We start from the raw sequence: 6,074 nt of genomic DNA, 5'->3' as shown, positions 1-6,074 counted from the left end.
CAGATCGGCAGGTCCGTATGTTCCTTGATGCGCGCCACCGCGCCCGACACGGAGTTCGTGTCCGGCAGGGCCGAACCCGTCACACCCGTCATCGACACGTAGTAGACGAAGCCCGACGTGTTCTCCAGCACCTTCGGCAGGCGCTCCTCGTTCGTTGTCGGCGTCGCCAGGCGGATGAAGTTCAGCCCCGCCCTGAGCGCCGGCACGCAGAGCTCTTCATCCATCTCCGGCGGCAGGTCGACGATGATCAGCCCGTCAATGCCCGCGTCCTTCGCATCGGTGAGAAAGCGCTCCACGCCATAGATGTAGATCGGGTTGTAATAGCCCATCATCACGATGGGCGTGTCGTCGTCGTCCTTGCGGAAGTCGCGCGCCATCTGCAGCGTCCTGGCCAGCGTCTGTCCGCCCTTCAACGCGCGCAGACCGGCGGCCTGGATGGCCGGTCCGTCGGCCATGGGATCGGAGAAGGGCATGCCCAGCTCGATCACGTCGCTGCCCGCCGCAGGCAGCGCCTTCATGATCGACAATGCAGTGTCGTAATCCGGATCCCCGCCCATGAAATAGGTCACGAGCGCGGGGCGGTTTTCTTCCTTCAGCCGCGCGAAGCGGCGATCGATGCGGGTGGTCATGTCAGTCTCTGGTCCTCGTACATCCAGCGCGGCGCCCCCACGCCGTCTTGCAGTCCTTGCGGTTGCAGCGGCCTCAGCGCTCGATCGCGAACGCGGCAACACGATGCGAACGGCTCATCCCTCGGCGTGTTCGCGGATTTCGATGGTAACGGTGAAGGCATAGAAGCCATCGCGGTCGATCCGGCTCTTCGCCTCGTTGGGATCGAAGGCGATGCGCGGCTGACCGTCATCGTCCACATGGGTCAGGAAAGCAAGATTCTGGCTCTCCCTGATCCCCTTCGGATTCTCCCTATCGTCGTCCTGGCGGATGGCCACATAGTGGTGCCGGTTTTGCTTGGAGCGATAGATTTCGAACATGTTTCACATCTCCATGCCGAGCATCTTTCCAACGGTATGCACGTCCTTGTCCCCGCGTCCGGAGAAATTGACGATCATGATCTGGTCCTTGCCCATGGTGGGCGCGAGCTTGATGGCATGGGCAATCGCATGGGCCGATTCCAGCGCCGGAAGAATGCCCTCGAGACGCGTCGTCATCTGAAAAGCCTCGATGGCCTCCTCGTCGAGAATGGGCGAATAGATCACCCGGCCCGAATCCTTCAGCCAGCTATGCTCCGGACCCACACCCGGATAGTCGAGCCCCGCCGACACCGAATGCCCGTCGAGGATCTGCCCGTCCTCGTTCTGCAACAGATAGGTGCGGTTGCCGTGCAGCACGCCGGGACGGCCCGCCGTCATGGAAGCGCAGTGCTCGTCGCCCTCAAGCCCGTGCCCGCCGGCCTCGACGCCGTGGATCTCCACCTGGCGGTCGTCGAGGAAGGGATGGAACAGGCCGATGGCGTTGGAACCGCCGCCAACCGCCGCCACGATGGCGTCGGGCAGCCGGCCTTCCAGTTCCTGTATCTGCTCGCGCGCTTCCGCGCCGATCACCGACTGCAGATCGCGCACGATTTCGGGATAGGGATGCGGGCCCGCCGCCGTGCCGATCAGGTAATAGGTGTCCTCGATATTGGTGACCCAGTCGCGCAGCGCCTCGTTGATGGCATCCTTCAGCGTACCGTGACCCGACGAGACCGGCTTCACCTCGGCGCCCAGAAGATGCATGCGGAAGACATTCTGCTTCTGCCGCTCCACATCGGTGGCACCCATATAGACGACGCAGGGCAGACCGAACCGGGCGGCCACGGTGGCCGACGCCACACCATGCTGGCCGGCGCCGGTCTCGGCGATGATGCGCGTCTTGCCCATGCGCTTTGCGAGCAGGATCTGGCCGATGCAATTGTTGATCTTGTGCGAGCCGGTGTGGTTCAGGTCCTCGCGCTTGAAGTAGATCTTCGCGCCGCCCAGATGCTCTGTCAGACGTTCGGCGAAATAGAGCGGCGAGGGCCGGCCGGTATAATGGCGGCCGAGATGTTCGAGTTCCGCGCCAAACGCCGGGTCGTCCTTCGCCTCTTTCCAGTGCCGTTCCAGATCCAGGATCAGCGGCATCAGCGTCTCGGCAACGAACCGCCCGCCGAATATCCCGTACATCCCCTCGTCGTCGGGGCCAACCCGGAAGGAATTGGGTTCTGCCGGTTTGTTCAAGGCGCTCTCCTCATACCAGAGCCGTGTCGTTTTCGTGCGCCGCTCGAACGGCGCCGAAGAAATCGCGTATCAGTTCCGGATCCTTTATGCCGGGCGCGCTTTCCACCCCTGACGAGATGTCTATCCCACGGGGCGACACAGCTTTCAGCGCAGCGCCGATATTGGCCGCGTTCAGGCCTCCGGAAAGCATGTAATCCACATTATCGTCAAGTGCCGCCAGAAGCCGCCAGTCGAACGAAACGCCATTGCCGCCGGGAAGCTCCGATCCTTTGGGAGGTTTGGCGTCGAACAGGAAGCGGTCGGCGACGCCGCGATAAGGCGCGATCTTTTCGAGATCGGCGGCCTCGCGGATGGCGAAGGCCTTCATCACCGGCAGGCCGTGGCGCGCCTTCACCGCGGCCACGCGCTCCGGGCTCTCGCCACCGTGCAGTTGCAGGATATCGGGCCTGACCGCGCCGACGATGGCATCGAGCGCGGCATCGTCCGCATTGACGGTGACGGCAACCGCTTTCGCGCGCCCATCCGCCGCTGTCCGCAGGCGTCCGGCACGGTCGGGCTCCACGTGACGCGGGCTCTTCTCGAAGAAGATGAAACCGATATGGCTTGCCCCGCCGTCGAGTGCGGCGGCAAGAGCTTCCTCGGTTTTCAGGCCGCAGATTTTAATGTCGATCGTCATATCAGGGAAGTCGCACGAAATGGCGGCGGAGTCGAGACGGAAGGCGGCGGCGAGCGCCCCGGCCCCGCGATCACTCGAAGCCGATGGCCTGCAATGCGGTTCCGTTGCGCTTAAGCCAGTCCTTGCAACGGTCGGTCTCCGGACACAACTCCCGGCAAAGCCGCCAGAAACGGGCTCCGTGATTCATCTCCCGCAAATGCGCGACCTCGTGCGCGACCAGATAGTCGATCACCAGAGGCGGCGCCATCATGATGCGCCAGGAGAAGGAGAGAACCCCGTCGGAGGTGCAGGAGCCCCAGCGGCTCTTGGTGTCGCGGAAGCGGATGGCGCGCGCGCGCCGGCCGACGGTGACCGTGTGCTTGGCGACCAGGGCCTCGATATCGCGTTTGGCCTCGCGCTTCAGGAAATCGGCGACACGGCGCGGCAAATGTTCCAGGTCGCCATGGACGAGCAAAACCGCCTCGCCGTTGCGCGTGGCGATGTGCGCTGCGCCGCGGCGGCCCGGCTCGTGCACGATCAGATGCGGCGCGCCGCGCACGGGGATCTTGATGCCCGGTCGCACCAGCGGCCGCTCGGGCAGCTTTTTCAGCTTCTCTTCCAGCCAGCCGGCATGGCGGTTCAGAAAGTCTTCCACCTCGCGCGAGCGCGAAAGCCCCGGAGGCACGGTAACGCGAAGCCCGCGACCGCCCGGCTCTATGCGCAGGGTGAGACGCCTTGCGCGGGCGTTCTCGACGATGCGCAGGGGCAGTTCGCGCCCGGCGACGCGATGCACGCGCTCGGCCGGCGGCGCCGCGACCTTGAGCCCGATCATCTTGTTGAGGAATCCAAGCGTCATGGAAGAAGATTAAGCGATTCGTGAAGAAAAATGCGCAAAGAAAACGGCACCTCGATGAGATGCCGTTTCAACCGTTTACCTGCCGTCCAGGAAATCAGTCCTCGTCGGTCACATCCGGGACGGACTTGCCGCGGCCCGATTTGCGACCCTTATTGCGTTCGTTCATGAAGCGATCGAACTCTTCCTGATCCTTGGCGCGGCGCAGTTCACGCATGTAATCGTCGAACTCGTCGCGCATTTCGTCGAGCTTGCGACGCTCCTCGGCAAGACGCTCGAGCTCTTTGTCGCGCCAGTCGTCGAAGGCCACGTTGCCGGTAAACGCGTGGCGTTTGGAAGCACGGCGACAGCCGGCGAAGACTTCATCGGTTTTTCGGTTGACGTCCCGTTTGAACTCCCCGAGCCGGTCACCCCACAGAATGTAGGCGAGCATGGCAAGGCCGAGAGGCCAGAATACCATAAAACCCACCACCATCAGGGCAATCGTCGCAGGCGTCCAGGCAGGACGGATAAGTGCAGAATTTGTCATGGTCACCCGTTCCTTTCCTTGAGCGTGCAACCCCCGGGCAGTTGCATGAATTCGAAATGGGGGTTGATTTTCCAGATTCAAGGAATCGATAAACGAGAATCACACAATTTATTGATTCAAAAGCATTTATTTCCGCAAAAGCCAACTGTTAAGGCAACAGCTCTAAACGGCACGGTCGATCAAACCTTCCAGCGACCGCAAGATCAGGGCGATGTCCTGCGGCCGTGAAAGCCTATGATCGCCATCGCCGATGAGCGAAAGGGTGACATCGTCGGCCGGCAGATGCTCTGCAAGCCGCATGGCGTGGGCGAACGGCACATCGGGGTCGGCCTTGCCCTGCAGGATATGGACGGGGCAATGGGTATCGATGATGCCGTCCAGCACGCGGTTGCGGACGCCGTCCTCGAAAAGCGCGCGTGTGTAAACGTAAGGTTCGTCCGAATATTCCGAAGGCTCCTCCATGTAGCCCCGTTCCTCCAATTCGCGCCGATGCGCGTCCGAAAGCTTCGGTTCGACAAGATCGCTGGTGAAGTCGGGAGCGGGGGCGAGAAGCAGCAGCCCCGCCAGACGATCGCGCTCCCCGGCCTTGTTCAACTCCTGCGCCATACGCAGCGCGATCCAAGCGCCCATGGACGAGCCGACCAGAACCTGCGGGCCCTGCGTGAAGGCCCGAAAGACGCCGAGGCTCTGCTCGAGCCAGAGCGATATGGTGCCATCCCTGAAGGCGCCGGCGGATTCGCCATGACCCGAATAATCGTGGCGCAGAAAGGCATGCCCATTCTCGCTTGCCCAGGCGTCGAGCGCTTCGGCCTTCGTGCCCAGCATGTCGGATTTGTAGCCACCGAGCCAGACGGCACCGGGCGCCCGGCCCTTTCGGTGCCGATAGGCGATCTCCGTATTGCCGACCTTGAGGAAGCTGGTGGTGGCATCCGTCATTGTTTGCGCTCCTTTTTTACCCGGGCTTTTCGTCGAGCCGCGCCATTTGCAACATAAGCAGAACGTGCGGCGTGATTCTTTTGCCCTTATATGCTATTGACACTTCGCCTGCCGAGACGACATACGCCTCGGCCTGAAGACAATGCCGTAACCAGTGATTTAACAATTCGAGGAGATCACGACCATTCGCAGACCATTCAAAGCGCCGCCTCAGAAAGTAGAAGGCCCGCGCGCAAACCGCGACATCCGGGTTCCCCAGATTCAGCTGATCGACGACGAAGGCAACAACCGCGGTGTTCTCGACACGGAAGAAGCCTTGCGTCTTGCCGAGGAAGCGGGTTTAGACCTGGTTGAGGTGGCGTCCAACGCCAAGCCGCCCGTTTGCAAGATCACCGATCTTGGCAAGATGAAATATCAGAGCCAGAAGAAGGCCGCCGAGGCGCGCAAGAAGCAGAAGACCATCGAGATCAAGGAGATCAAGATGCGTCCCAACATCGACACCCACGACTATGAGGTGAAGATGAAGGCAATGCGCCGCTTCTTCGACGAAGGGGACAAGGTCAAGGTGACGTTGCGCTTCCGCGGCCGTGAAATGGCGCACCAGAATCTCGGCATGGAGCTCCTCCAGAAGGTCAAGGGCGACACCGAGACGATCGCCAAGGTCGAGGCAGAGCCCAAGCTCGAAGGCCGCCAGATGATGATGGTCCTGGCGCCGCGCTAGGCAGCCGCGATCGCATGACAGATTTGACAGGGCGGTCCTCGGGCCGCCTTTTTCTTTTCTGACAATTTGCTGACAGCGGGACTCAGCGGGCTGTCAGCGTCGTCCTGCTACTCCATCGCTTGTGGAATTCGGGCGATCGGCTGATCAACCCTACCCAACCCAAAACCGTA

General features: G+C 62.0%; 8 protein-coding genes. 1 reads left to right on the top strand and 7 read right to left on the bottom strand.

The features are described from left to right. The 7 genes from trpA to QZ638_RS22010 all read right to left on the bottom strand — a co-directional run. Positions 1–629: tryptophan synthase subunit alpha (gene trpA / locus QZ638_RS22040; protein ID WP_295814592.1), on the bottom strand; the 629-nt coding region annotated here is incomplete at its 3' end. Positions 630–743: 114 nt separating this feature from the next. Continuing rightward, entirely contained in the window at positions 744–986 is a 243-nt protein-coding gene (locus QZ638_RS22035; RefSeq protein ID WP_295814590.1) for a hypothetical protein, read from the bottom strand. Between the two features lie 3 nt (positions 987–989). After that, entirely contained in the window at positions 990–2,210 is a 1,221-nt protein-coding gene (gene trpB, locus QZ638_RS22030) for a tryptophan synthase subunit beta (RefSeq protein WP_295814588.1), read from the bottom strand. A gap of 10 nt (positions 2,211–2,220) precedes the next feature. Next, complete coding sequence (locus QZ638_RS22025; protein WP_295814587.1) at positions 2,221–2,886, bottom strand: phosphoribosylanthranilate isomerase; 666 nt, start codon at positions 2,884–2,886, stop codon at positions 2,221–2,223. Positions 2,887–2,956: 70 nt separating this feature from the next. Continuing rightward, a complete protein-coding gene (locus tag QZ638_RS22020) occupies positions 2,957–3,721 on the bottom strand; it encodes a SprT family zinc-dependent metalloprotease (RefSeq protein ID WP_295814585.1) in 765 nt (254 codons plus the stop codon). 94 nt (positions 3,722–3,815) lie between these two features. Then, positions 3,816–4,247 (bottom strand): DUF2852 domain-containing protein, encoded by a 432-nt coding sequence (locus tag QZ638_RS22015; RefSeq protein WP_295814583.1) that lies wholly within the window; start codon positions 4,245–4,247, stop codon positions 3,816–3,818. A gap of 162 nt (positions 4,248–4,409) precedes the next feature. Then, positions 4,410–5,183, bottom strand: coding sequence for an alpha/beta hydrolase (locus QZ638_RS22010; protein ID WP_295814580.1), 774 nt, complete (start codon positions 5,181–5,183; stop codon positions 4,410–4,412). Between the two features lie 184 nt (positions 5,184–5,367). Here QZ638_RS22010 and infC point away from each other — a divergent pair, with 184 nt between their 5' ends. After that, positions 5,368–5,904, top strand: coding sequence for a translation initiation factor IF-3 (infC, locus tag QZ638_RS22005; protein WP_366936276.1), 537 nt, complete (start codon positions 5,368–5,370; stop codon positions 5,902–5,904). The last annotated feature ends 170 nt before the right edge of the window (positions 5,905–6,074 follow it).

It is taken from the genome of uncultured Nitratireductor sp., assembly GCF_913053745.1.
Taxonomy (GTDB): Bacteria; Pseudomonadota; Alphaproteobacteria; order Rhizobiales; family Rhizobiaceae; genus Nitratireductor.
This window is presented reverse-complemented; position numbering and strand designations above follow the sequence as displayed.

What these genes read in the sequence shown, in the direction of transcription:
- QZ638_RS22020 (WP_295814585.1), bottom strand. Translation starts at nt 3,721, where the DNA reads ATGACGCTTGGATTCCTCAACAAGATGATCGGGCTCAAGGTCGCGGCG.
- QZ638_RS22025 (WP_295814587.1), bottom strand. Translation starts at nt 2,886, where the DNA reads ATGACGATCGACATTAAAATCTGCGGCCTGAAAACCGAGGAAGCTCTT.
- QZ638_RS22015 (WP_295814583.1), bottom strand. Translation starts at nt 4,247, where the DNA reads ATGACAAATTCTGCACTTATCCGTCCTGCCTGGACGCCTGCGACGATT.
- QZ638_RS22035 (WP_295814590.1), bottom strand. Translation starts at nt 986, where the DNA reads ATGTTCGAAATCTATCGCTCCAAGCAAAACCGGCACCACTATGTGGCC.
- QZ638_RS22010 (WP_295814580.1), bottom strand. Translation starts at nt 5,183, where the DNA reads ATGACGGATGCCACCACCAGCTTCCTCAAGGTCGGCAATACGGAGATC.